Origin of the sequence: Neorhodopirellula pilleata, from assembly GCF_007859915.1 — a bacterium.
Lineage (GTDB): Bacteria > Planctomycetota > Planctomycetia > Pirellulales > Pirellulaceae > Rhodopirellula > Rhodopirellula pilleata.
Genome location: NZ_SJPM01000004.1, coordinates 434,989 through 457,493 on the forward strand (window position 1 = coordinate 434,989; position 22,505 = coordinate 457,493).

At 58.0% G+C, this 22,505-nt stretch carries 15 protein-coding genes; 7 read left to right on the plus strand and 8 right to left on the minus strand.

Features of this window, described 5'->3' with window-relative positions; genetic code table 11:
* The first annotated feature begins 109 nt into the window (after positions 1 to 109).
* A complete protein-coding gene (locus Pla100_RS12655; protein ID WP_197167887.1) occupies positions 110 to 868 on the plus strand; it encodes an SEC-C metal-binding domain-containing protein in 759 nt (252 codons plus the stop codon).
* Between the two features lie 140 nt (positions 869 to 1,008).
* Here Pla100_RS12655 and Pla100_RS12660 read toward each other — a convergent pair whose 3' ends face one another.
* On the minus strand, positions 1,009 to 2,061 hold the full coding sequence (locus Pla100_RS12660; RefSeq protein ID WP_146578024.1) for a mechanosensitive ion channel family protein: 1,053 nt from the start codon (positions 2,059 to 2,061) through the stop codon (positions 1,009 to 1,011).
* 236 nt (positions 2,062 to 2,297) lie between these two features.
* On the opposite strand from Pla100_RS12660, the gene Pla100_RS12665 reads away from it, so the two are divergent.
* The gene (locus Pla100_RS12665; protein ID WP_146578025.1) at positions 2,298 to 3,305 is read left to right on the plus strand and encodes a sugar phosphate isomerase/epimerase family protein; all 1,008 of its coding nucleotides are present in this window, start codon (positions 2,298 to 2,300) and stop codon (positions 3,303 to 3,305) included.
* A gap of 234 nt (positions 3,306 to 3,539) precedes the next feature.
* Here the strand turns inward: Pla100_RS12665 and Pla100_RS12670 are convergent, their stop codons facing one another.
* Positions 3,540 to 3,872: a flagellar biosynthesis anti-sigma factor FlgM gene (locus Pla100_RS12670; protein ID WP_146578026.1), complete on the minus strand. Its 333-nt coding sequence runs from the start codon at positions 3,870 to 3,872 to the stop codon at positions 3,540 to 3,542.
* Between the two features lie 596 nt (positions 3,873 to 4,468).
* Between Pla100_RS12670 and Pla100_RS12675 the strand changes: the two genes are divergently transcribed.
* From Pla100_RS12675 to Pla100_RS12685, 3 genes are all read left to right on the plus strand, one after another.
* Positions 4,469 to 5,248 (plus strand): sugar phosphate nucleotidyltransferase, encoded by a 780-nt coding sequence (locus Pla100_RS12675; protein WP_231603003.1) that lies wholly within the window; start codon positions 4,469 to 4,471, stop codon positions 5,246 to 5,248.
* Complete coding sequence (locus Pla100_RS12680) at positions 5,241 to 6,191, plus strand: ribose-phosphate diphosphokinase (RefSeq protein WP_146578027.1); 951 nt, start codon at positions 5,241 to 5,243, stop codon at positions 6,189 to 6,191. Before Pla100_RS12675 ends, Pla100_RS12680 begins: the two co-directional genes overlap by 8 nt.
* A 454-nt stretch (positions 6,192 to 6,645) precedes the next feature.
* Positions 6,646 to 7,575 (plus strand): SDR family oxidoreductase, encoded by a 930-nt coding sequence (locus Pla100_RS12685; RefSeq protein WP_146578028.1) that lies wholly within the window; start codon positions 6,646 to 6,648, stop codon positions 7,573 to 7,575.
* 201 nt (positions 7,576 to 7,776) lie between these two features.
* Here the strand turns inward: Pla100_RS12685 and Pla100_RS12690 are convergent, their stop codons facing one another.
* The 6 genes from Pla100_RS12690 to Pla100_RS12715 form a co-directional block, all read right to left on the minus strand.
* Positions 7,777 to 8,184: a translation initiation factor gene (locus tag Pla100_RS12690; protein ID WP_146578029.1), complete on the minus strand. Its 408-nt coding sequence runs from the start codon at positions 8,182 to 8,184 to the stop codon at positions 7,777 to 7,779.
* The gene (locus tag Pla100_RS12695) at positions 8,181 to 8,555 is read right to left on the minus strand and encodes a hypothetical protein (protein ID WP_146578030.1); all 375 of its coding nucleotides are present in this window, start codon (positions 8,553 to 8,555) and stop codon (positions 8,181 to 8,183) included. The genes Pla100_RS12690 and Pla100_RS12695 overlap by 4 nt, the downstream gene beginning before the upstream one ends.
* Positions 8,552 to 11,278: a type I DNA topoisomerase gene (topA, locus tag Pla100_RS12700; protein WP_146578031.1), complete on the minus strand. Its 2,727-nt coding sequence runs from the start codon at positions 11,276 to 11,278 to the stop codon at positions 8,552 to 8,554. Before topA ends, Pla100_RS12695 begins: the two co-directional genes overlap by 4 nt.
* A 139-nt stretch (positions 11,279 to 11,417) precedes the next feature.
* Positions 11,418 to 18,068: an excinuclease ABC subunit UvrA gene (gene uvrA / locus Pla100_RS12705; protein WP_146578032.1), complete on the minus strand. Its 6,651-nt coding sequence runs from the start codon at positions 18,066 to 18,068 to the stop codon at positions 11,418 to 11,420.
* 55 nt (positions 18,069 to 18,123) lie between these two features.
* Positions 18,124 to 19,215 carry a protein arginine kinase gene (locus Pla100_RS12710; protein WP_146578033.1) on the minus strand — a complete coding sequence of 364 codons (1,092 nt, stop codon included), beginning with the start codon at positions 19,213 to 19,215 and terminating at the stop codon, positions 18,124 to 18,126.
* Positions 19,212 to 19,733: a UvrB/UvrC motif-containing protein gene (locus tag Pla100_RS12715; RefSeq protein ID WP_146578034.1), complete on the minus strand. Its 522-nt coding sequence runs from the start codon at positions 19,731 to 19,733 to the stop codon at positions 19,212 to 19,214. The genes Pla100_RS12710 and Pla100_RS12715 overlap by 4 nt, the downstream gene beginning before the upstream one ends.
* Positions 19,734 to 20,164: 431 nt before the next feature.
* Between Pla100_RS12715 and Pla100_RS12720 the strand changes: the two genes are divergently transcribed.
* Both Pla100_RS12720 and Pla100_RS12725 read left to right on the plus strand, forming a co-directional pair.
* On the plus strand, positions 20,165 to 21,229 hold the full coding sequence (locus Pla100_RS12720) for a potassium channel family protein (RefSeq protein WP_146578035.1): 1,065 nt from the start codon (positions 20,165 to 20,167) through the stop codon (positions 21,227 to 21,229).
* A 200-nt stretch (positions 21,230 to 21,429) separates the two neighbouring features.
* Positions 21,430 to 22,368, plus strand: coding sequence for an aldo/keto reductase (locus Pla100_RS12725; RefSeq protein ID WP_146578036.1), 939 nt, complete (start codon positions 21,430 to 21,432; stop codon positions 22,366 to 22,368).
* Positions 22,369 to 22,505: the final 137 nt, after the last annotated feature.

Below are 22,505 nucleotides of genomic sequence, written 5' to 3' on the forward strand. Positions count from 1 at the left end.
TCGCAAGGCATTTCGCTTGAAACCGTCAAAACGAGCCGTCAGCACATAATTTCACGTTTTCATCGAAATTCGTTTGCCGTCAGCCCTTCTATACCCACCATCAAATCCAGTGACGAACTCTCCAATCGGCAAAAATTCGCGTTGCCCCTGCGGTAGCGGCAAAAAGTTCAAACACTGTTGTCTCCGCAAAGGGGTAACGTACAGCGAGAACGAAGACGGTACGATTCGAAAATCGGTTCCGATGTCCGACGAACTCGGTGAGCATTTAGAACAGTTGATGTATCAGCGAAGCGAGGAACTCGGTCGCGAACTTCAGCCCGATGATCGATTGTTCGAGAATCTCTTATACGAGCACGTCGAACACGATCTGACGCAATCGATGGAAGCAACGGGAGTCGATCCCGCTTTGATCTACGCCTTCCAAGAAACCGGATTGATTGTGAGCGAAGAGAACCAGCACCTAATCTCGGACAAGGATTTGGCCGCATGGCAAGCCGCGATCGACCGATATCGCAGTGAACATGAACCACCCCAGGAAGACATCGCCGCTTTCATGGAGATGATGCGTCAGTCCAATCCGGAGGTTTGGGAAGTGATGAAGTCGATGGCGGAGGAATACGACGATCCCGATGAGTTCACCAATGCGATCATGGTCGGCCCCTGTCCGCAGTGCGAGAGCAGTTCAACCGAGGACTGCGAATGCGATCCCGTGATCGAGGATCCCTGCATTGGTCGCTGTTTGGATTGTCGGCAGTTGTTTTGCACGGATTGCCGATGCACGTTCGAGGACGCCGATCAGGCCGCCGCCCATGAATGTCCCGAATGGGAACGACTGGCGCAGCTTGATGATGATGACGACGCGTTCTAGCGGCGTGTTGATTTAGTCCTAATCGTAACCCGACGCGTGAGCGAGGGATCATTGATATTGACTCATCCCTCGCTGACGCTTCGGGTTACGATTAAATCAACAGACCGCTAGCGCCGTCGGCTCACTAAAACAACAGCCCGCTAGCCGGCCATTCGGTCCGAAGCCCGGCGTGTGGGACGAACCTTGGCGTTTCCGCTCATCGACAAGACGCCCTCGTCGCCTTTGATGTGAATGTCCATCTGCGGGAACGGGATGCCGACTCCAGCTAAATCGAGTTGAGTTTTCACTTCTCCGATTAGCTTTTCAGTAACGGGCCAGTAGTCACCTGCGGCAACCCATAAGCGGACTTTCCACTGCACCGCACTGTCACCGAGTCCCGCCAGCACGACAGCGCAACCACGGTTTTCACCGGGGATCATGAACTGGCTCAAGTTCTCAATCGCTTGCGTCAACGCGACACGAGTCGTTTGCAGGTCCGCCGCATACTCCACGCCAACGAGCACTTCGACGCGGCGATGTCGGTGATGGGTCATGTTCTCGATCGTTCCGCCCGCAATCGAACTGTTCGGGACGATGATGCGGCGGTTGTCGGGTGTATCCAAGGTGGTTGTGAACAAATCGATCTCGTTGACCTTGCCACTGACTCCGGCGGCGGTCACAAAGTCACCGACCTTGAAGGGCCGGAAAACGAGCATCAAGACACCCGCCGCAAAGTTACTCAAGGTGCCCTGGAAGGCGAGGCCGATGGCAAAACCGGCAGCAGCCAACATCGCCGCCAATCCACCCAGGGGTGCGCCGAGTTTGCTGAGCACCGCACCGACGACGCCGAACATGGTCAGGTAGAACACCATCTTGCCGACGAACTTGCCCAGCGTCTCGTCGACCCGGCGGCAAACCGGCTGGCTGATTACGCGCATCAGATACTTGGCGGCCAAGTAGCCCAGAAAAATAACGAACAACCCGATCGCGGCGGACAACATCGCCGGAGCCAGATGCGTCGTCGCGTAGGAAGTAAGCCCTGAGAAATCACCCTCGGCCATGTTCGCGATCAGCGAGGAGGTTGCCTCGGCGATGCTCTGCTTGGTTTCTTCACCGGCCGTCTCCAGCACGGCATCGGCGGCCGTCAGGTTGTTTGGCTGAGACGCGTTCGCGTTGACCGCGCTGTCCGCAGAAAAAGAATCGGGAAAGTTCATGTCGGTTCAATCAACAACAAGGAAAGCAATCGCAAACGAAAAAACGGCATCGAAAGGTCCCCGCCGCTTCCCGAATGACTAACAATCAGCCTCCGCCGGACGCAAGATTGAAAAAACGAAGTTTCGCCCCGACGGGTTCACTTTGAGGCGTTTTTGGCACAAACTGCGGCGGTAATTGGTTTCCCCGCCTGTTCTCATGACTGGCCCACCTGTTGTCATAATTGGATTGCGCATCAATGAACTCTGTACCTGTTGTCTTGCTAAGTGGTTTTGCCGACGAGTCCGCACTCACCAAGAAGGCGAACGAACAGTTCGCAGCGATCGCGGCGATCGGGCTTCAGCATTATTCGATCCGCTTCGTCGATGTCGGCAACGGCATCAAGAACGTCATGGCGCTAGATGATTCCGAGATCCGGCAATTGCAGCAAATGCACGCCGACTACGGTTTGCAAGTTTCCAGCATCGGCTCGCCGATCGGGAAGGTGAAGCTGAACGATGTCGACGACGGGACCTCCAACAAATATGTGCCGTTTGATTCCTACTTGAAGGAAGACGTGCAGATCGCCTGTGACCGCGCCGAGGCATTCGGGTGCAAGCTTTTACGTGGTTTCTCGTTCTATCATCCCAAGGGAACGGCCCCCGAACCGCACGTCGACCAGGTCGCCGATCAACTCGGCCGGATCGCCGAAGCGTGCGACGCCCGCGGGTTGACGTTCGGATTGGAAGTCGAGGCCAACCTGGTCGGTCAAACCGGGCATTTGCTCGCCGACATCACGGCGAAGGTCAATCATCCGGCGATGGTGACGATTTTCGACGGTGCCAACATCGCGATGCAGGGATTCACACCTGATCAGGTTTACGCCCAGTACCAAGCCATGAAACCGTCCCTCGGATGGCTGCACATCAAAGACTACAGCGACCCCAACTTGGGCGGCCGGGTCGATCATGTCGACGAGGAGTCGGCCAGTCACTTCGTACCGGCGGATCGTGGGGATAGCGCCCACGAAACCATCCTGCGCGATCTGAAGACGTTTTTGCCGACGCTCCATTCGCGAATGACCGCACGCGGTGCTGCGGGCGTGTTCTTGGATTTGGAACCACACGTTCGCGGCGGCGGCCAGTTCGGCGGTTTCAGCGGTCCCGACGGGTTCGGGATTGCCGCGCGAGCCCTGTGCAAGTTACTCGACTACGTCGGCATCGGCTACGAGCTGCGTTCGTTTGAAACGCTCAAAGCGTGTTCGTAGCCGTAAACCGACGCGTGGCGGGCTGTTGATTTAATCGTTTAACGGCAAGCCGCAGGCGACAGAGCTTGAGAACGCAGACGCCTGCGGCTTGCCGTTAAACGAAAACGCCCAATCGTGCACTCAATCAACAGCCCGCTAGCCACGGGCCTCGAATGGTGGCGTGTCTGCCGTAAAGCCCGCGGCTAGCGCCGTCGGCTCACTTCACTAGCCCTAATTTTCGGGTTTGACGCAGCACTAGGCGAAATCATCCAAGAGCCGTTCCAGCGCGATGTCGAGCTTTTCCGGGGTTTCGTAGCTGCCGTTGGCGATTTGGCGGCGTAGCTCGGCGACACGATCGATTCGGATTTCACCCCCGCCGGCGATGGCGTTGGATTCGCTCAAGCGATTCGTTGAGGTTAATTCAGACGCTCGAGCGGCGGACGATAGGTCCAATTGATCGATCGGTGCGGCCGACGGCTTGGGGCCGGTCGCGCTGGTACCAAGACGGTTACCAACGTCGGATTTAACGTTGCCGACGGGGTTGGTCGGTTGGGCGGTTGATAAACGGAATGGTCCGTAAATTTGCATCTTCACTGGCTCCCGGGAGGAAGGCGGAACCTGAACTTCCGATTCCGCCCCCTCGTGGGTGAACGCTCGAGCGAGCGAACTGCGGAAATAGCTTCGGAAATTCAGAAACGGTGTTGGGAATTGGGCTGGCAATGACCGAGGTTCCACAAAAACCAGGCACCCAAACGGGTGGCTGAGGATCTGTTTCATCCATTCTCAATTCGGTCATTTGCGCCGCAATCCTTGTCCCAGGATGCATTCCGTCAGAATCAGTGGAGACTTCGCAAGCGCAGACGTTTGAGATTACCCGTGTTATCGGCTCGGTCGTCGCGGTTACTGCAGTCCGTTTTCGGTCTTTGACGAAATGAACCCGGTCGTGATCGCTGGCAAGGACGCCATCAATTCTCAAAATTAGCAAGCTCGTGAAACCGGCGACAAGACCAAGCCCGGAGGAAACTTGAGCGATTCTGGTGAAAGAATTGAATCTTCACACGGCCTTGCCCGATTCGCCCGAACAAACGACGATACCCCCGACATCCATCTTTCGGTATTCCCCACGAAGTTGAATGAACGTCAGCCCCGAAAACGCGTCCGGTCCCCCACCCGAAACTGCTCCGATGCCCCCTACGACCGTCCCCGCCGGCGATCTTGATCCCATGGTGGTCGTTTTGGCGGCCGGCAAGGGCACCCGTATGAACAGTGATTTGCCGAAGGTCCTGTGCCGGGTCGTCGATCGCCCTATGATCCATTTCGTGCTCGATGCGGCCGACCAAGCCGGCATCGGCAAGAAAATCGTCGTCGTCGGTTACGAAGCCCAACAAGTCCGGGCCGAACTCGATTCACGAGGCCAAGCGGACATCGTTTACGCATTACAAAGCGAGCAACTCGGTACCGGCCACGCCGTTCAGATGTGTCTGGAGCATCTGCAAGGGCATCAAGGTCTGACGCTGGTGATTGCCGGCGATTCTCCGCTCGTTCAGTCCGAGAGCCTTCGAACGTTGATCGATCATTTCGACCGAACGCGGCCGGCCCTCCTGTTGGGCACGCTCACCAAAGACAACCCCGAAGGGCTCGGAAGAATCCTGCGAAACGAGCAGGGCCAATTCATCGGGATTGTCGAGCACAAAGACGCCACCGAGGCGGAGCGTCAAACCAAAGAGGTCAACATGAGCACCTATTTGTTCTCGACGCCTGATCTCGTCTGGGCGTTATCCAACCTGAGCAACGAGAACGCTCAGGGCGAATACTACTTAACCGACTGCGCTCGATTGCTCCGCGAAGCGGGTCGCGACGTCGAGGCACTCCCGGTCCTGAAGGACTGTGAATCGTTGTCGATCAACAATCCCGACGAGCTAGCGCTGGTCGACCAAACGATGCGAAAGATGGGCTATGCGTGAACTCAAAATTTTCAGTGGTCGAGCGAACCAAGACCTCGCCGAGAAACTCTGTCGTCACCTGCACTTGAAACCCGCTCGCATCACATTGGGACAATTTCCCGATGGTGAAAACTATTGCAAGCTGGATGAAGACGTCCGCGGACGTGACGTGTTTTTGTTGCAGCCGACTTGTCCGCCGGTCAACGATAACCTGATCGAATTGTTGACGATGATCGATTGTTGCAAGCGGGCCAGTGCCGAACGGATCACCGCCGTGATTCCTTATTTCGGCTACGCCCGCCAGGATCGTAAAGACGAAGGCCGCGTGCCGATCACCGCGAAATTAGTGGCCAACCTGATCACCCGCGCCGGTGCCGACCGAGTCCTGACGATGGACTTGCACGCGGCTCAGATTCAAGGGTTCTTTGACGTGCCGGTGGATCACCTTTACGCCGCACCGGTGATCAACGATCACTTCATTAGCCGTCGATTCGAAGGCGATGAAATCGTCGTCGTCAGCCCTGATGAGGGCAGTATTAAACGAGCCGTCGGTCACGGAAAACGCCTCGGTGGTTCGCTCGCGATCGTCGATAAACGACGCTCCAATGCGTTGGAGGTTCGACAAAGCACGATCATCGGTGGCCCGGTCGAAGGACGCATCGCGCTGATGTTTGACGACATGATCAGCACCGCCGGTTCGATTTGCGGCGCCGCGAGGTTGGTGCACGCCGCTGGGGCACGCGAGATTCATATCGCCTGCACGCACGGCGTCCTGTGTGGCCCGGCGATCGAACGATTGCGGGAAGCGCCGATCGATTCGATCACCGTGACTGATACGATTCCGGTCGTGGGAGAAAAGTTGCTGCCCAATTTGGTTCAACTTTCTGTCGCCCCGCTGTTGGCCGAGGCGATCAAACGGATCCACCACGACCAATCGATCAGCGAGCTGTTTCGCGAGAGGTAACGGACTCAGTCCGAACCATGTAACTTGACCATCTTGTTGTAAATACCCAACAACAGGAATGTCGGCGCCCAGTTGCCAACGAATAGCGCCTTTTGCTTTTCGTTCATCGCTTGATAGGCCGGTGAGGTGATTCTGTTCGGGAATGGTGCTCATTTCTGACTCCATGCTAAGGGTGCGAAAACATTTGAAATGGAGGCGCGGGCGATCACACCCTCGGCGATCGCCGATCCTCTGATCGCGAACGAAGCCGCAAAGACCGTTCCAACGAATCGTGTCGACGAACCGCCGTTCGAGCCGGCATACCATTGGGACCGGTCGAGTGAAAGGCGGTCCGAGCTTAGCTGTTGGAGTTCCATCTCAACTCACTGGCATACAAGATGCTCCGCTCAGAGACTTACGCCACGTTTCTCCGGCGGGAACAACCAACTCTCTAACGCCAATCTGAACCTCTCCCATGTCGACTCAAACGCAATTCTCACCCGACGCCAATCAATCGTTCTCGAACGTCCAATTGCGTGATCCTCGTGAAGCCTACCCGAAGCCGCCGTTTGACCAGCAGGGTTTATTCGACATGCCTGGTAGTACGACGAACATGACTCCTAAGCCGGACCACGGCGAACAGACCTATCGGGGATCCGGAAAACTGAAAGGTTTGAACGCGTTGGTGACCGGGGGTGACAGTGGCATCGGTCGAGCGATCGCGATCGCCTACGCGAGAGAGGGTGCGAACGTCGCGATCAACTATCTCTCGGAGACCGAAGATGCGGAAACCACCGCCGAGTTCGTCAAAGCCGCCGGATCGCATTGCGTGTTATTCGAAGGCGACCTTCGCGAAGAAACGTTCTGCAACCGTTTGATCGATCAAACCGTCAGTGAACTCGGAGGGATCGATCTATTGGTCAACAATGCAGCCTACCAAACGACCTCGCAAGAAATCGAGGATTTCTCATCCGAAACCTTTGATCGCATCTTCCAGACCAACGTCTACGCCCCGTTTTGGTTATGCCGGGCTGCGATGAGTCAGCTACCAGCCGGCGGAAGCATCATCAACACGGTCTCGATTCAAGGCTACAACCCCTCGCCGTATCTGTTGCCTTATTCGATGACCAAGTCGGCACTGATCGGCATGACGAAGGCGCTCGCGAAGCTGGCGATGGAGCATGGGATCCGGGCCAATGCGGTCGCACCCGGCCCCGTCTGGACACCGCTCATTCCTGGTTCAATGCTACCGGATAAGGTGGAACAGTTTGGAAAGAATACGTTGTTGGGTCGTCCCGCGCAGCCTGCCGAACTCGCACCACTTTACGTTTGGCTAGCCAGTCCTGAGGCGAGCTACGTCACGGCGGAAGTGTTCGGGTGCACCGGGGGAAAGACACCTGTATAAGCAGGGAAGCAATCGATACTTAGAACCTATCCGAAAAGGGGGCTGACCCTCTCCGGCGATACCCTCAAACGAATGAATAACGACTCGCCTCCAAAGGGTCAGACCCCTTTTCGGATAGGTTCTTAGTTTGACCGCAAGCCGAAGACGCTTTCGAGAGCGGCGATTTGCTTTCGCAGCGGCGTTTTGCCCTGCGATACTCGATCAGCCGTTCTTAACTCGGTATCCCAATCGGGTCAAGTGCTCGCCGGCGGATTGGCGATGATCGCCTTGTAATTCGAGGCGGTCTTCTTCCTCGCGGACGGTGCCACCGGTGCCGCAGGCGGCTTGCAGTTTCGATAGCAGCGTGGGCAGATCGTTCGCATGGGCGGTCAAGCCGTCGATCACGGTGACGGTTCGTTTGCCTTTGCGAGTTTCGACGCGAAGACGTGCGGTTTGCTTCTCGGGCGGCAATCGGGCCGCCTCGACTTCCCGTAATCGGGCTTGTGCTTGTCGCGTTCGCTCGGCGGCGGCTTTTTGCTCGGGCGTGCAGATGCAATCCGGTTCCACCTTGCCGCAAGTATCGCACGTGGGCGGGATGTCGAACGGGGTGCCCGCGAATAGCCGCGTCATGCCAACGTCCTCAACAACAAAACGTAAAGCTCCAACCGCTCGTTCTGATTGGCAAACGCATCGGTTGCTTGCAGGTGCGCAACAACCTCATTGCTGGGAACCGAACGATCGGCCAGTTCGACGCGGCATTGTTCCCACGTCGGCAACCACACCATCGATTCGACGAGCCGCTCGATCGTCTCGCTGCGACGCAGGAAATGTTTCAAATCCAAGATGAAGAACACGCGATCATGGAACGGTGAATCATGCTGGATCAATGGTTCGCCGTCCCACACGTAATGTCCGGGTCGGGGATGCCAGGGCAATCCGGCCGCTTTCAGTTCATGGGCGAGCCGGATCTCGTCTTGGGAAAAACTAGCGGCGGCGTTCACGACGATTTCTTGATGATGCCTTTCTTCTTGGTCGCTTTCTTGGCCGCCTTCTTCTTGGCGGCTTTCTTTTTGACGGCTTTTTTCTTGGTTGCCTTCTTCTTGGTGGCTTTCTTTTTCTTCTTCGATGGTGCCCGGGCGGCTCGTTCGGCCAACAGGTCCAGTGCGGCCTCGAACGTCAGGTCCTTCGCGTCGGTTCCCCGTGGGACCGATGCGTTGGTTTCGCCGTCGGTTGCGTAGGGTCCGAAACGACCTTCGAGGATCTTGATCTCTTGATCGGTGACCGGGCTCTTGTTTTCAAAGACTTTGATCGGTTCTTTCGGCGCGGCGCGGCCTCGGGTCTTGGGTTGCTTGAGCAGATTGATCGCTTCGTCGAACGTCACCTCCAGTGGCGACATCCCGGCGGGCAATGAACGGGTTTCTTTCTCGCATTTGACGTACGGTCCGTAGCGGCCGTCGTGAGCCATGATCGGCTCGTTGTTCTCAGGGTTGTTGCCGAGGTTCCGCGGCAAAGTCAGCAACTGGCACGCGACTTCAAAATTGACGTCTTCGGCGTTGATCGCTTTGGGGATCGATTGATTGCGTTTTTCGTCGTCGTCCTTCTCGCCCAACTGGATGTAGGGTCCGAACCGCCCGGCTTTGATATAAACCGGTTTACCGGATTCGGGGTGAATCCCCAGAGGTTCGTCTTCGCGTGAGGCGGACTCAAAGAGCTCCATCGCTTTTTGCAAATTCATCTCATCGGGTGCCATTCCGTCGAGAATGGGAGCCTTGCGTTCGCCTTGTTCCAAGAACGGCCCGTACTTGCCGACGCGGACAAAGACCTCTTCGCGATTCTCGCCTTCGGTGGGAGTTCCGAGCGAAAACTTGGCGGTCACTCGCGGGTCGATTTCTTCGATCTTGCTTTCGAGCCGCTTCTTCAATCCGATCGAGGCCTTGTGACCTTCGGGTTGCGTGACCGATTCGTCGTCGCCGAAGTAGAAGCCTTTGAGGTATTCCAACGCTTCGGCTTCCTCGCGGCTGATCGTGTCGAGGAAGTCTTCCATTTGCGCGGTGAAGTCGTAATCGACGAGCGCTTCGAAATGGGTTTCCATCAAACGGATCACGCTGAACGCCGTCCAACTCGGGACCAACGCGTTGCCCTTTTTGTAGACGTAATCTCGCTTTTGGATCGTGTCGATGATCGACGCGTAAGTCGACGGACGACCGATACCTTTTTCCTCGAGCGTTCGTGTCAGCGAGGCTTCGCTGTACCGTGCCGGCGGCTGGGTCGTGTGACTTTTCGGATCGATCGTTTGCGGTTTGAGCGGATCATTCTCGCTGACGCTCGGCAGCAATCGTTCTTTGTCGGCGAGTTCCGCTTCGGGATCATCGCTGCCTTCGACGTAGGCTCGCAGGAAGCCTTCGAACAGGATGCTCGTTCCCGATGCGGTGAAGACGCAATCGCCGCCTTCAACGGTCACGCTGATGCGTTGCTTTTGAGCGTCGGCCATTTGGCAGGCGATCGTTCGTTTCCAAATCAATTCGAACAAACGGAATTGATCTCGGTCGAGTTCGTTCTGGACCGCGGCGGGGACGCGAAACGGCGTGCCGGCCGGGCGGATCGCTTCGTGAGCTTCTTGGGCGTTCTTGACCTTGCCCTTGTACTCGCGGACCGTGCCGTGCAGGAACTTCTCGCCGTACTCGGATCGCACCAAATTGCGGGCCGCGTTGACCGCTTCGTTGGACAGCGTCGTCGAGTCGGTCCGCATGTAGGTGATGTAGCCGTTCTCGTAAAGCTTTTGAGCGGCCTGCATGCATCGGCGGGCGGTGAAGCCGAGTTTCCGGTTGGCTTCCTGTTGCAACGTACTCGTCGTGAACGGGGCACGCGGCCGTTCGACGAAAGGTTTGACTTCGACTTTGGTGACCTTGAACGATTCGTTCTTGAGTCGTTCGGCCAGTTTGCCTGCCGCGGCTTCGTCCATCTGAAGCAGTTCGGCGTTGATCAGTTTTCCCGTATCGGGATCAAAGTCCTTGCCAGACGGAATCTTGCGGCCCTCGACGTGACTCAAGGTCGCCGGGAGGGAGTCACCATTGTCGGTCGAGAAGATGGCTTCGAGGTCCCAATAGGTCGCATCATGGAACGCGATCCGTTCACGTTCTCGCTGGACGATCAATCGAACCGCAACGCTCTGCACCCGTCCGGCCGACAGCCCCGGACCGACTTTTCGCCACAGCAATTGGGAGACGTCGTAGCCATAAAGACGGTCGAGAATCCGGCGGGTTTCCTGGGCCCGGACCAACCCGTTGTCGATTTGGCGGGGGGACTCGATCGCCTTTTGGATCGCCTCTTTGGTGATTTCGTGAAACACCAAACGATGGACCGGTACTTTCGGTTTGAGTAGCTCGTGCAGGTGCCACGAGATCGCTTCCCCCTCGCGGTCTTCGTCCGTCGCGAGATACAGACTGTCGGCCCCCTTGAGGGCTTCTTTCAGTTTGGTGACCTGTTTTTTCTTGTCCGGAGGGACGATGTAGACCGGTTCGAAATCATTGTCGACATCAACACCGAGGTACGCCCAGGACTCTTTCTTGTACTTTTCGGGGATGTCCTTGGCCCCTCCGGGGAGATCCCGGACGTGTCCGACGCTGGCTTCGACCTGGTAACCGCTGCCCAAAAACTTCGAAATCGTGCGGGCTTTGGCGGGTGATTCGACGATCACCAAACTCTTGCTGGTCGATTTAGCCATGGACGATGCGGATCGTTAAGTTGGGGGGATTTGGATGTGGGTGAATTTCTGCTTCCGTGGCGTTGTGACCGAAACGAGCCCTTACGTCAACACGACTATCGACCGAGCGAGCTTAGAGCCTATCCGAAAAGGGGTCTGATCACGTCAGGCACCGTGTGCGATCCAAATGCGTTTGCAGGAACGTTTTCAAGTGAACGCTTTCGGCATCACCAAGTTTTTTCAAATTGAACGTGATGGTCACACGTTCGGCGTTGCTCAGATCGACGGTTCCCGCATCGGGTTGGTCCTGCAAAAAATCCAGCGACAAAAGCTGTTCCAAATCGATCGCTGCCTTGGGGCCGCTGAGTTTTAAGCGGACGCATTCAGGTTGTTTCGTTTCCAATTCCGCCCACATCGGCAACGATTCGCCTGGATTCCCGGACTCCAGTTTGACCGACACCCGATCAGGGGCGGGGTAGTCCAACGCGTGTTCGCCGGCGACCTTGGACAACAAATTGAGCGTTTGGTCGACCAGTTCGAGCGGCCACTGAGGCTGCGAGCCACTCGGAAACCCCTTGGGAAGGGTGTGCCAGCGGCGACCTAATGCCCGCCAAGGCTGCAAAATGACTTCCGTTTCGCCGGCATTCGATGTGCCGGCATCCGTGTTGGATGGCTCCTCTTGGGCGGCACCGAGACGGGACGACATTGGTTCGGCAACGGCACCGTTGCCGATCGGCCCGGTTGAACGAGTCGAGACGGTCGATCGTTCGTCAGAGACCGCAACCGAGGGCGGGGGCAATGCATCGGCACGATCGGAATTCGCAATCGCCAAAGTGTCGGCCAAGAACGGCGCGGTCACCGAAGCGTTGTCGTCGCGGGCGGTGGCCGCGAGTCCTTCCGGCGTGCCTTCGTAGACGACGAGGCCGCCATGGACGCCCGCGCCGGGACCCATGTCGATTACCCAATCGGCGCACTTGATCACGTCGAGGTTGTGCTCGATCACGACGACGGAGTTGCCGATCTCGACGAGTCGCTGCATCACGACGAGGAGCTTCTCGATGTCGCTGAAGTGCAATCCGGTCGTCGGCTCGTCGAGCAAGTACAACGTGTGCCCGGAAGCGGGACGGGCCAACTCCGCCGCGAGCTTGACGCGTTGGGCTTCGCCGCCGGACAGGGTCGGGGCGGATTGGCCGAGCGTGACGTAGTCCAAGCCGACGTCACAAAGCGTTTGCACGACCCGCGCGATTCGCGGTCGGTCGGCGAACACCTCGACCGCTTCACCGCACGGCATCTCCAAGACGTCCGCGATCGAACGACCGTGCAGCTTGACTTCCAAGACGTCTTCATTGTATCGGCGGGCGTTGCATTCTTCGCACGGGATCCACACGTCGGGCAGGAAGTGCATTTCGATCTTGCGTTGACCGCTGCCTTCACACGTTTCGCAGCGACCGCCCGAGACGTTGAAACTGAACGTTCGCGGGGTGAAGCGTCGCTCGCGGGCCTCGGGCAAATCGGCGAACTCGGTGCGAATCAAATCAAAGACGCCCGTGTATGTCGCCGGGTTGCTGCTCGGCGAATTGCCCAGCGGCGATTGGTCGACGCGAATGACCTTATGAATGTAACGCAAGCCATCGACGGCATCGTGGCGGCCCGGTTTGACCTTCGCGCGATGCAGGCGACGGGCGAGCACCGGATAGATGATGTTATTGACCAGCGAACTCTTGCCGCTGCCGCTCGGCCCGGTCACCGCGGTCAAAACACCCAGCGGGATGTTCACGTCGACATTGCGAAGGTTGTGTTCGCGTGCCCCGCGGACCTGCAAGAACTCCACCATCGGTTTGCCCGAGGGAGCGAACACGGGACGTCGCGTTGCCGGAAGTGGGATTTGTTTTTCGCGATTGAGATACGGACGGGTCACCGACTCGGTCGCCGGGCGGATATCCATCGGCGGGCCTTCGGCAACGACGTTACCACCGTGCCGTCCGGCTTGGGGACCGAAGTCGCACAAGTAATCGCTGCCGGCTATGACGTCGTAATCATGCTCGACGACCAACAACGTGTTGCCCTGGTCTCTCAAACGATGCAACGCCGACAGCAATCGCTTGTTATCGCGCGGGTGCAAGCCGATCGTCGGTTCATCGAGCACATACAACACGCCGCACAAGCCGCTGCCCAATTGAGAGGCCAAACGAATCCGCTGGGCTTCGCCGCCCGACAACGTCGCCGCTCCCCGGTGCAGTGTCAGGTAATCCAAGCCGACGTCGCGGAGGAAACTGACCCGCGACTGAACCTCGCGGACGAGTTCGCCTGCGATCTTTTGTTCACGTCGGTCCAAATCCCACGATTCGACTTCGACGGCCAAGCGATCCAACGGCATGTGGACCAAGTCACCGATCGTGTGCCCGCGAAAGCGGACCGCCGCCGATTCTTCACGCAAGCGTGACCCGTTGCAAACCGAACAGTCGATCTCGGCGACGAAACTTTCCAACTTCGCCCGCAAGCCCGGCGTCAACTTGGCGGCTTCCTCGAGTGCCGGATAGAATCCTTTGAACTGATACCGGAACAGGATGTCATTCGGGTGGCCTTTTTCGGCCGGTCGCATCGCCGGATGATCGGTTTGCCCCGACTCGGTAACGGCCTTGGGTTCGACGGTGTCGGCGCGTCGGACTTCGATCCAACGCGGCCCCAATCCGTGGAACAGGATCCGTTTTTGCGACAGCGTCAGCAACTCGGTCGGTGCGTCGATCGGGATGCCGGTCGTGCGTGAGAGCGCCCGCATCATCCAGCGGCTGACCGCGTGATCGACCGCCGGCCACAACAAGCTCGCACCTTCGAGGAGTGATTGTTGCGGCGTGCCCATCAGCGCGGCTGGGTTGGTTCCCGTTTGCGTGCCCAATCCGTCGCATCCCGAGCACCACCCGACCGCCGAATTGAACGAGAAGTGATGCGGCGTGACGGGGTTGAACGAGCGACCGCAACACGTGCAAACGAGGTGTTGGCTGTGTTGGACGGTTTGCCACTCGGATTCGTCGATTTGCGAGTCGGCCAACGCGATCCGGATCACTCCGACACCCAACGAGAGTGCTTGCTCGACGCTATCGCTGATGCGTGATTTCTCATCGTCGCTGACGACGATTCGGTCGACGACGACTTCGACATCCTGTTTGCGACGTGGATCGAGCGGTTTCGCTTCGTCGAGCGGCACCGTGGATCCGTCGATGCGAACGCGGGCGTAACCGCTCGAACGCAGCGTCGCCCAAGTGTCCTTGGACGCTTCACCGGCTTGGACTTCGATCGGTGCCAACACCAACGCCTTGGTACCGGTGGGCAGTTCCAAAATTTTGTCGATGATTTGATCGGGCGTTTGGGTGCCGATCGGGATCTCGCAATCGGGACAGTACATCGTGCCCAATTTCGCGAACAGGATTCGGAAGTAATCGTAAACTTCCGTCACCGTGCCCACGGTACTGCGTGGCGAATGTCCGAGGTTCTTTTGTTCCAACGCGACCGCGGGCGACAAACCTTCGATTCGCTCGGCTTTGGGCTTTTGCACCTGGCCGATGAACTGCCGCGCGTAACTGGACAACGACTCGACGTACCGACGTTGTCCTTCGGCGTAGATCGTGTCCATCGCCATCGAACTCTTGCCGCTGCCCGACGGCCCGCAAAAGACGGTCATCGCGTCCCTCGGAATCGACACACTGACGTGCCGCAGGTTGTGTTCTTCGGCTCCTTCGACGACCACGTGGGTGCGGGCTTGCGGCGGTGCGGTGATGACTTCGCGGATCGCTTTGGCGGCGGCTTTCGTCTTGCGACGCTTGATACCGAGAGTCCCCGCCAAAGCCTCTCCGGTGTAACTGTTGGTAACTTTTGCAACTTCCGACGGCCGTCCTTGAGCGATGATCTCGCCACCGCCGGCACCGCCTTCGACGCCCAAGTCGATGACCCAGTCGGCGGTTTTGATGACGTCGAGATTGTGTTCGACGATTACGATCGAATTGCCGCGATCGGCCAAACGATTGATCACCCCGAGCAACAATTCGATGTCAGCAAAATGCAAGCCTGTGGTGGGTTCGTCGAGCACGTACAGTGTCGAACCGGTGTCCCGCCGCGAGAGTTCCCGAGACAGTTTGATCCGTTGGGCCTCACCGCCGGAAAGGGTCGGGGAAGGTTGGCCGAGTTTGAGGTATTCCAACCCGACGTCGACGAGAGTTTGCAGTTTCTCGGCGATCTTGGGGATGTTTTCGAATAGTTGCAACGCTTCGCTGATGTCCATGTCGAGCACGTCGGCGATCGACTTGCCTTTGAACTTCACCGCCAACGTTTCGCGGTTGTATCGTTGGCCTTGGCATACCGGGCACTGCACCCAAATGTCGGCCAGGAAATCCATCTCCAGCTTGGTCGCGCCGTTGCCGTCGCAGGCCGAGCAACGACCACCGTCGACGTTGAAACTGAACCGGCCGACGGTGTAGCCGCGTGTTTTCGCGTCAGGCAACTTGGCGAACAAATTGCGAATTTCGTCGAACACCTTCACGTAGGTCGCCGGGTTGCTGCGTGGCGTCCGTCCGATCGGCGATTGATCGATCGCGATGGTCTTGTCGAGGTGTTCGACGCCTTCGATCGCGTCGTGGTCCCCTGGTTCGGATTCGGCGCCGTTGAGGTCGCGGCGGAGAGCGGGTTCCAAAATACCGCCGATCAGGGAACTCTTGCCGCTGCCCGAAACGCCGGTGACGCACACGACCACGCCCAAAGGGATCGACGCGTCGACGTTCTTGAGGTTGTGAAACCGAGCGCCGCGGATATGCAGTTGTTTCGCCGGATCGATGTCACGAAGTTTTTCCGATGGCGTGATCGCGCGGCGTCCAGACAAGAACGCGCCCGTGACGCTTTCGGGGCAACCGGTGATCGCGTCGATCGTCCCCGAGGCGACGACATGACCCCCGCGAACGCCGGGACCGGGACCGAAGTCGACGATCATGTCCGACGCACGCATCGTGTCTTCGTCGTGTTCGACGACGATCAACGTGTTTCCGGCGTCTCGAAGTCGCGTCAACGTCGCGATCAGTCGATCGTTGTCGCGCGGGTGCAATCCGATCGACGGTTCGTCGAGAATGTACAGCACCCCGGATAAGCCCGAGCCGATTTGACCGGCCAAGCGAATGCGTTGTGATTCGCCACCGGACAATGTCGGCGCGGTGCGTCCGAGCGTCAGGTAATCCAGTCCCACGCCTAGCAAGAAACCGATCCGGCCGCGGACCTCTTTCAAGACTTCCGTGGCGATCCGCGCGTCGGTGGGTGATAAGTCCACATCGGCAAAAAATTCCGCCAACTCCTCGATCGCCAGATCGCAAAGTTGCGGTAACGTTCGCGCGGGTTGATCGGCGAACGTGGGCGACGTGGTCGTGATCCGCACGGCCGAGGCTTGTGGATTGAGACGACGACCGTGACAGTCGGGGCAATCCATCGTGGACATGTATTTTTCGAATTGTCGCAATTGCATCTTGTTGCGACTGGTTCGATAACGGTCGAGCAGTTCGGGAATCAATCCCTCAAAACTGCCGATGTATTTTTTGGCTTTTCGCCCCCCACGCCAGGTGAAGGTCATCGAATCGTCGGCGCCCCACAACCAAACGTGACGTCCTTGCTCGGGCAGTTTTTCCCAAGCGGTTTCGAGCATCGTGCCGGGCTTGAGTTCCAAGACTTCGTCGATCGCATCGGCCACGCCGCGATAGATATGTCGACGATAGCGACCGATATCCGCCCACTTGCCCAAAAGCGAGACGGCACCCTTGCGAACCGACAAAGAGGGATCGGGAATCAACAGTTCCGGCACGAACGTGTACAAACGGCCGATGCCGTCGCACGAATGGCACATACCTTGGGGGCTGTTGAAACTGAACAACTGCGGCGTGGGGACGCGAAAGCTCGTTCCGCACTGGCCGCAAGCGTAACGCGACGAGAACAGTCGGTCGTGCTTGGGTGCCGGGATGTCCTCCGCGTCGGCATCATTGACGGTGGCGATTAAGGTTGAATCGCCAAGCCTGAGTGCCAACTCGACCGCTTCGTTGATCCGGGCTCGATCGAGCGACGCGTCGAGTTTGCGAGGCACGATCAAACGATCAATGACGACTTCCACATCGTGCCGGCGGGTACGGTCCAGCGGCGGTGGATCGGACAACCGGATCGTGTCGCCGTCGACACGGGCCCGGTTGAAGCCTTGTTTGCGGAGGTCCTCGAACAGGTCCTTGAACTCGCCTTTTTGGCCACGCACCAAGGGCGCGAGCACCCACAACGAAGCCACCTCGTCGGACACGGACCGGCCGCCACGGTCTTCTTCAAGATCGCCATCTTCGTTGAACGTCGACGGGTCGTATTGTTCGACGCATGCGAGCACGCGGCTAACGATCGCGTCGCCGGTTTGGGCTTGGATCGGGATGTCGCAGTTCGGGCAGTAGCCGGTACCGACGCGGGCGAACAGGACTCGCAAGAAGTCGTAGATCTCGGTGATCGTGCCCACGGTGCTGCGGGGGTTGTTCCCGGTGGACTTTTGACTGATCGAGATCGACGGGCTCAATCCGGTGACCAGATCGACATCGGGTTTGGGCATTTGGCCCATGAACTGGCGGGCCGAATTGGACAGGCTTTCGACGTACCGGCGTTGGCCTTCGGCGTAGAGCGTGTCAAAGGCGAGAGACGACTTGCCGCTTCCCGAGACCCCCGAAAAACAGATCAATTGCCCGCGAGGCAGTGAAAGATCGATGTCCCGAAGGTTGTGTTCTCGAGCGCCCTTGACCGTGATTTCGCGTTGCAAAACGAGTGTTGTTTTCTTGGTAGTGGGTTTGGGAATGGTGGCGTTATCGATTGTTTCAGTTCAATTCTTCGGGCGCGGCTCCCGCGTCGCGGAGATGACGTTGCAGGTAGTTCGCCCGCTCGATGTGCCGGTCACTCGTCGTCAACACTCGGCCGTGCAGTTTTTGCAGGTGGGCCGGTTGGGTATGAATGAACAGTTTGTTGATCGTCGCGACTTCGACGTCGTCGATCAGGCCCAAGTTCACGCCCATGCGGACCTTGGAAAGGTAGTGCATCGTTTCTTCGCTGCTGATCTTGCGGGCGGTGCTGAGGATACCGAGCGCGCGGCTAACGTCATCATGGAGATCCTGTTCGCCTTTTTCGATCAAGAAGTCTCGCGCCTTGCGTTCGTAATCGATGATCCGCGGCACGACTTCGTTGCCGACCATTTCGAGCAGTTCGTGTTCGGTGTGCCCGAGCGTGACCTGGTTACTGACCTGGTAAAAGTCGCCGGTGTACTGAGAGCCTTCGCCGTAGAGTCCGCGGACGGTGACGTTGATCCGCTGCATGCTGCGGAAGACCTTTTCGATCTGTTGGGTGATCACCAAGCCGGGCAGGTGCAACATCACACTGACCCGTAGTCCGGTTCCGACGTTCGTCGGGCAGGCCGTCAGGTAACCGTACTGCGGATGAAACGCATAGAGCACTTCCCGCTCGATGGCGTTGTCGAGGGCGTCGATTTGGTCCCACGCGCTGAGCAGGTCCAAGCCTGAATGCATGACTTGGATTCGCAAGTGGTCCTCTTCGTTGACCATCACGGAAAACTGTTCGCACGGGTCGATGGCGACGGCTCGGCTGCCTTCGGATTCGGCGATCTCGCGGCTGATCAGTTGCCGTTCGACGAGAAACTGGCGATCGATTTCCGATAGCGCGGCGACGTCGACGTACTGGATGTCCTCCCATCCGGACAGGGCTTCGAGCCGTGTGCGGACTTGGCGTTCGATCTTCTTTCGATCGTCATCGCTGCATTTACGGATAAAGGGGAAGCCCGCCACGTTGCGGGCCAAGCGGATCCGGCTGCTGATGACGATATCTGATTCGGGTCCGGTGCCTTTGAGCCATTCTCCGCTGTTTTGGACCAAAGCCGATAAGTCTTTGGCTTCCTTCATGATGAGGCACCTGGGTGCTTGGGATCTCCTTGGATCTCGTTGATTTGGTCGCGAATGCGGGAGGCTTCTTCGTAGTCCTCGCGGGCCACGGCCGCCTCCATTTCTTTTCGCAAACTGATCAATTCGGCTTGGGTATCGACGTTCGCCTCGGCGCGGCTGGGGCGTTTGCCGGTGTGTTCCAACGAATCGTGGATATTGACGAGCAACGGGGTGAGGTCCGATTCGAAATGGATGTAATCCATCGGGCAACCGAGCCGTCCGGAGTTGCGGAACTCGAAAAACGTAATGCCGCAGGCGGGACACTCTTTTTGGTCGAGCTTTTTGAGTTCTTCCTTGGTTTGGCCGAGCTGCAATTGTTTCGCCAGAGCGCCCGTGATCGTTTTGATCGGGCTGGGTTCGTCTTTTTGCAAGACCGTGCGGGCGTGTTGTTCGCACAAATGCAGGATCTGCGGGCCGCCCGGTTGGGTCAACTCGGTGATGTGGAAGGTAGCCGGTTTATCGCAATACTGACATTTCATGGGGATCTCGATAGCGTGGTTGTCGTATTACGGTTCCCCGAACGATCGGTTCAGAGAGATCGGTTCAGCCCCACGGCAAAGCTCGGGCTCTTCGCCAAGCTCGGGCAGAGGATTCTATCGCTGGGGTAAAGGGTGTCAACGAAGGGGCGGTCGCGTAGCGTGCGATTTAAACGCGATTGAGACAAGCCCGACGCGCGAGCGAGTGAATTGGGCGTTTTCGTTTAACGGCAAGCCGCAGGCGCCCGCGTTTTCAAGCTCTTTCGCCTGCGGCTTGCCGTTAAACGATTCAATCAACAGATCGTTGCGCGTCGGGCTTGTAGGTTGCGGCGTCGCCGCATTGAAAGGCCGGCGACGTGGTAGCTTGTCGGGGACGGGCCGGTCGGGCTATAGTCACCCCCGAGGCGCCGTCGTCACTACTACGAGTTCAATCTATGAACCCCACCCCCTTTCGTCGAGTATTCGTCGGCTTGGGAGTGTTTTTACTCGTATGTCTGCTCGCTTTCTTGGGATATGTCCGCGAGGGCTGGTCTGCGGGCGACGCCGTTTACATGGTCGTGATCACGATCTTTGGCGTGGGTTATGGCGAGGTCCAGCCCGTTCAAACGCCTTCTTTGCGGACCCTGACGATCCTGGTCATCGTGTTCGGGTACGGGGCGGCGGTCTACGCCGTGGGCGGTTTCATTCAAGTTCTGATTGACGGCGAGTTGCAATCCGCGTTTAGGAGCCGAAAGATGAGTCAAGGTATCGCCAGTCTTCGCAACCACACGATCCTGTGCGGCTACGGCCGGATGGGGATGATTGTCGCCGAAGAGCTTAAACAGCTCGAGCATCCGTTCCTAATCCTCGACGAGAGCGAATCGCGAGTCGCCCAGGCGCAGGCGGCGGGGTACTTGGCCATGGTGGGCAGCGCCACCGAAGAGGAATCGCTCAAAAAGGCCGGCATCGAGCACGCCCGTTCGATCGCCACGATGTTGCCCGACGATGCACTCAACGCGTTCGTCTGCGTTACCGTTCGCGATCTAAATAAGAGTGTCGAGATCATTTCGCGCGGGGAATCGCTGCACGTCGAAAAACGCTTGCGACGATGTGGGGCCGATCATGTCGTGATGGCGGCCGCGATCAGTGCCAAACGAACGACGCAATTGATTGCCCAACCGACCGCCGCCAGCCTTTTGGCGAGCAACGGTTCGACCCGCGACTTGCGGGACGAACTGTCCACGATCGGGTTGCAAATGGAGGAATTGCAAATCGGCGCGACCTCGCATTTGGCCAACCGCACGCTCGGCGAAATCGAAGTTCGAGGCAATCGGGGCTTTTTAATCGTCGCGGTTCGCGGCGCCGGCGGGAACATCGACATGAACCCTTCGGGCGACCGAAAACTGTCGGCGGGAGACCGCGTGATCGTCGTCGGTCATCGCGACGATATCGCGGCATTGTGCCAAGCCCACACGCTCAAACGACAGCGCATGACCTACCGGGGCGCGACGCTTTCGTGACCCAGAGCGATGCCGCGGCGGCTTGCAACGGATGCTTCGGGACTGGCGACTGAAAGTCGCTGCCACTTCTCTGGACTCGATGCCTGATAACTCACGTGATAACTCAATCGCCCCCCGGGATTGGCTTGGCAAATTCACGACGATAAGCTGTAACTCTTTGTTAAGAATTGCTATCCCCTCTACTTCTCAACGTTCTCTCCATGCAAACCCGCCAACTCGGAAACACGGATTTACAACTTCCCGTCATCGGTTTCGGTGCCTCGTCGCTCGGTGCCGAATTTCGTGCCGTCGGTTTGGACGAGGTCTTCGCCAGCGTTCGGGCGGCCTTGGAATTAGGCATGAACCTGATCGACACGTCGGCTTATTACGGCCGCGGCATGTCGGAGGTGCTCTTGGGGATCGAATTGCAAAACGTACCTCGGGAAGATTACATCCTGTGCAGCAAGCTCGGGCGGTACGCGCCGCAGCATTTTGATTTCTCGGCCAAGCGGGTCGCCGAAAGTGTGGACGTGAGCTTGCATCGCTTGCGCACGGACCATCTGGACATCATGCTCTGTCACGACATCGAATTCGTGCCGTTGAATCAGATCATCGAGGAAACCCTGCCGGCGCTGCGAAAGGCACAGCAGCAAGGCAAAGTTCGCTACGTCGGCATCAGCGGATACCCGATGAAGATCTTCCGCGAAGTGGCCGCGAAGGCGGACTTAGATTGCATCCTTTCGTACAACCAGTACACGCTTCAAAACACCCGATTGGCCGACGAGATCGTGCCGCTGCTGAAGCCCCAAGGCGTCGGAATCATGAACGCGGGACCGTTTGCGGCCCGGTTGCTGACCGATGCTCCGCTGCCGGATTGGCACAAGGATTCCCAAGAAGTCAAAGACGCCGCTCGCAAGGCGGCTGAGTTTTGCCGCGACCACGGCGTCGATATCGCCCACGCGGCCCTGCAGTTCTCGTGTTCCAACCCTGGCATGGCGACCACGATCGCCGGCAGCGCCAACCCGGAAAACATCCGCAAGTGGGCCGCATGGCTGGAACAACCGATCGACGAGGCCTTGATCGCAGAGATCATCGCGATTTTTGCACCGGTGAAGAATGTCAGTCATCTCGAAGGGCTTCCCGAGAACAACGACGAATGATTCGCGACAGAAATGGAAAAGTAGGTGTGCTTCGATACCTCCGGTTTTGCGGATTACACTGGTTCGAAATGCTCTTGGGGGAACTTTAACGGCTGCAAGGGCATCGGAATGATGGCATTTCGTTGACAGTTGCCTCT

What these genes read in the sequence shown, in the direction of transcription:
- Pla100_RS12660 (WP_146578024.1), bottom strand. Translation starts at nt 2,061, where the DNA reads ATGAACTTTCCCGATTCTTTTTCTGCGGACAGCGCGGTCAACGCGAAC.
- Pla100_RS12665 (WP_146578025.1), top strand. Translation starts at nt 2,298, where the DNA reads ATGAACTCTGTACCTGTTGTCTTGCTAAGTGGTTTTGCCGACGAGTCC.
- Pla100_RS12670 (WP_146578026.1), bottom strand. Translation starts at nt 3,872, where the DNA reads ATGCAAATTTACGGACCATTCCGTTTATCAACCGCCCAACCGACCAAC.
- Pla100_RS12675 (WP_231603003.1), top strand. Translation starts at nt 4,469, where the DNA reads ATGCCCCCTACGACCGTCCCCGCCGGCGATCTTGATCCCATGGTGGTC.
- Pla100_RS12680 (WP_146578027.1), top strand. Translation starts at nt 5,241, where the DNA reads ATGCGTGAACTCAAAATTTTCAGTGGTCGAGCGAACCAAGACCTCGCC.
- Pla100_RS12685 (WP_146578028.1), top strand. Translation starts at nt 6,646, where the DNA reads ATGTCGACTCAAACGCAATTCTCACCCGACGCCAATCAATCGTTCTCG.
- Pla100_RS12690 (WP_146578029.1), bottom strand. Translation starts at nt 8,184, where the DNA reads ATGACGCGGCTATTCGCGGGCACCCCGTTCGACATCCCGCCCACGTGC.
- topA (WP_146578031.1), bottom strand. Translation starts at nt 11,278, where the DNA reads ATGGCTAAATCGACCAGCAAGAGTTTGGTGATCGTCGAATCACCCGCC.
- Pla100_RS12710 (WP_146578033.1), bottom strand. Translation starts at nt 19,215, where the DNA reads ATGAAGGAAGCCAAAGACTTATCGGCTTTGGTCCAAAACAGCGGAGAA.
- Pla100_RS12715 (WP_146578034.1), bottom strand. Translation starts at nt 19,733, where the DNA reads ATGAAATGTCAGTATTGCGATAAACCGGCTACCTTCCACATCACCGAG.
- Pla100_RS12720 (WP_146578035.1), top strand. Translation starts at nt 20,165, where the DNA reads ATGAACCCCACCCCCTTTCGTCGAGTATTCGTCGGCTTGGGAGTGTTT.
- Pla100_RS12725 (WP_146578036.1), top strand. Translation starts at nt 21,430, where the DNA reads ATGCAAACCCGCCAACTCGGAAACACGGATTTACAACTTCCCGTCATC.